The sequence below is a fragment of the Halorubrum sp. SD626R genome, from assembly GCF_001261915.1.
Classification (GTDB): domain Archaea; phylum Halobacteriota; class Halobacteria; order Halobacteriales; family Haloferacaceae; genus Halorubrum.
Map to the genome: position 1 here is coordinate 1 of NZ_CVRT01000086.1, position 2,987 is coordinate 2,987.

Below are 2,987 nucleotides of genomic sequence, written 5' to 3' on the forward strand. Positions count from 1 at the left end.
CAGTGGGTCCGGAGCCACCGCGACCTCCCGCTGCGCGTGAACCAGTGGTGCTCGGTCGTGCGCTGGGAGGCGACGGAGACGAAGCCGTTCTTCCGCACGAAGGAGTTCCTCTGGCAGGAGGGCCACACCGCGCACGCGACGAGCGAGGGCGCGTGGGACGAGACGATGACGCGGCTCGACCAGTACGCCTCCGTCTACGAGGACCTGCTGGCGATGCCCGTGCTGAAGGGGCAAAAGCCCGACCACGACAAGTTCCCCGGCGCGGAGACGACCACGACCGTCGAGGCGCTGATGCCCGACGGGAAGTCGGTCCAGGCCGGCACCTCTCACCATCTCGGACAGTCGTTCGCGGAGGCGTTCGACATCACCTTCTCCGACGAGGACGAGGAAGAGCGGCTCGCGCACACCACCTCCTGGGGGCTCTCGTGGCGCGCGCTCGGCGCGCTGATCATGACCCACTCCGACGAGCAGGGGCTCGTGCTCCCGCCGGGCGTCGCCCCGGAGCAGGTCGTCGTCGTCCCGATCTGGCAGGAGGACACGAAGGACGAGGTGCTCGACTACGCCGAGGGCGTCGCCGACGACCTCGACGAGGCGGGCGTCCGCGTCGAGCTCGACGACCGCGACGAGCGCAACCCCGGCTTCAAATTCAACGAACACGAGCTCAACGGGGTTCCGCTCCGGATCGAGATCGGCCCCTACGAGGTCGAGGACGGCGAGCTCACGCTCGTCCACCGGCCCGACGGGGAGAGCGTCGTCGAGGACCGGGAAGAGGTCGCCGGGACGGTCCGCGACCACCTCGACGAGGTCTACGCGAAGCTGTACGCGGCCGCCGAGGAGACGCTCGACGGCGAGGTCCGCGAGGCCGACGACCGCGCCGGAATCTTGGGTACGCTCGGCCAGCACGGCGGCTACGTGAAGGCGCCGTGGTGCGGCGACGAGGCGTGCGAGGAGCCGATCAAGGAGCCGATGGCCGCCGAGATCGTGATGGTCCCATTCGAGGACGAGGACCCGCTCGTCGACGCCGACGGCGACGAGACCTGTGCGATCTGCGACGAGGAGGCGGAACGGACCGCCTACTTCGCGAAGTCGTACTGAGCCGGCGTCGACCGCGACGGGGGCACCCGGGGGAGAGCCACCCCGTCGCGGTCGCGCGTTTAATCCGCGTTGATCCGGCTTAACGGAGATCGGTTTATATGAGGATACGTCGCGTACCGTCGGGTAATGAATCGAAGCATCGCACTGGTCGCAGCCGCGGTCGTACTGGTCGGCGTCGCCGGAATCGCCGCGGCCGGCCCCGTCGGGACGGCCGTCGCGCAGGACGACCCGGTGGCGACGAACGAGACCGACGCGGGCAACGAGACGGCGAACGAGAGCGACATCAGTCCCGGTGAGCGCCTCTCGGGCGTGATCGGGGTCCAGCGCGCGGAGATCGCCGGTGAGGTCGATTCGCGGGCGTTCGAGGTCGGCCTCAACCGAACGGAGACAGCTGAGGAGCGGGCCGACCTGGTCGCAGACCGACTCAACCGGACGGAAGAGCGTTTGGACGAGATCGAGCGGCGCCAGCGGGAGCTCCGCGAGCGCCGCGACGCCGGCGAACTGAGCCAGGGCGCGTTCGCCGCGCGGATGGCCGAACTGGGCGCCCGGGCCGAGACGGTCGAGCGGGAAGCGAACCGGAGCGTCGACGTCGCCCGCGAGCTCCCCGAGTCGGCCAGAGCGGACCGCGGCCTGAACGAGACGCGCCTCGACCGGTTGCGCGAGCGAGCGAGCGAGGCGGGCGGTCCGGAGGTCGCGGCCATCGCCCGCGGCGTCGCCGGGAACGGCGTGGGCGGGCCGCTGGCGGCCGACCGGCGCGGTCCGCCGGAGAACCCCCTCCGCGGCGGGGGCCCCGGACAGAGCGGGGGCCCGGGACGGGGTGACGGGGCGGGAGACGCCGGCAACGGGTCCGAAGTCGACGGCAACGGAACCAGCGAGGAGATGGCTCCCGGAGCCGGTGCGGGAGCGAAGGACGGTGAGGGGCCGCCGGCGGCCGATCGGCCGGGGCGCGGTGACGGGCCCGACGCCGACGGCAACGCGACGGACAGGGAAGGGTCGACGGACGGCGCCGCGAACGGCACGGACGCGGACGGCGACCGGGGAAACGGAGCCGGGGGAGAGGGCGCGACGCCGCCGGGCGACGACCCCTCCTCGCCGGCCGATGACGACCGCGGCGACGGATCGGACGCCGGCGACGGCGGCGCGGGTCCCGACGGCACCGATTCGAGTCCCGGCGACGGGTCCGACGCCGGTGACAGCAATCCGAGTCCCGGCGACGGGTCCGACGCTGACGGAAGCCCCTCAGGCTCCAGCGGCGCCGATGGATAGATCGACCGCGACCCGGCCGGACCGCCAGACGGCGACGGTCCGCCGGGGCCCCGTTCGTGCGCGGGCGGCGCGCGTCCCGGACGCGGCGCGCTTCCGCTCTGTGGATGGGAAGCGATTTATTCGAGCCACGTAACTGTCGTCCGTGCAGCGAACGGTGCTCCTTCTCGTCGTCGCCGCGGTCGTCGCCGGCGCCGGCCTCGCGCCGGCCGGAGCCGCACAGAGCGGCGCCGGCCTCCCGGGCGGCGGCTTCGGACAGATGGACGTCGCGCCGGACGACATCCTGATCGAGGTCGGGGTCGAGCCCGACGGCGACGCGGTCTGGGAGACACAGTACCGGGTCCGGCTCGCGAGCGACGACGAGGAGCAGGCCTTCGAGGAGCTCCGCGCTGACGTGGAGTCAGACCCGGACGCGTACACGGGGCGGTTCGGCGATCGCATGCGCGCGACGGCGGACGCGGCCGAGAACGCGACGGGCCGCGAGATGAACGTCACGAACGTCAGCGTGACCGCCGAGCGGCGCGAACTCCCGCAGTCGTACGGCGTTCTGACGTACCGGTTCGAGTGGAGCAACTTCGCGGCCGTCGAGGATGACCGAGTCCGCGTCGGGGACGCCGTCGACGCGCTGT

The 2,987-nt window shown here is 72.4% G+C and carries 2 protein-coding genes and 1 pseudogene; all 3 read left to right on the forward strand.

The features are described from left to right. On the forward strand, positions 1 to 1,095 hold a 1,095-nt coding region (locus tag SD626R_RS09410), incomplete at its 5' end, for a His/Gly/Thr/Pro-type tRNA ligase C-terminal domain-containing protein (RefSeq protein ID WP_092565993.1). 126 nt (positions 1,096 to 1,221) lie between these two features. After that, positions 1,222 to 2,361 carry a hypothetical protein gene (locus SD626R_RS09415; protein WP_255310136.1) on the forward strand — a complete coding sequence of 380 codons (1,140 nt, stop codon included), beginning with the start codon at positions 1,222 to 1,224 and terminating at the stop codon, positions 2,359 to 2,361. A gap of 142 nt (positions 2,362 to 2,503) precedes the next feature. Next, a pseudogene (locus SD626R_RS09420) lies at positions 2,504 to 2,987 on the forward strand (hypothetical protein); the annotation flags it as partial.

Coding starts and splice junctions, on each gene's coding strand:
- SD626R_RS09415 (WP_255310136.1), top strand. CDS start 1,222: ATGAATCGAAGCATCGCACTGGTCGCAGCCGCGGTCGTACTGGTCGGC.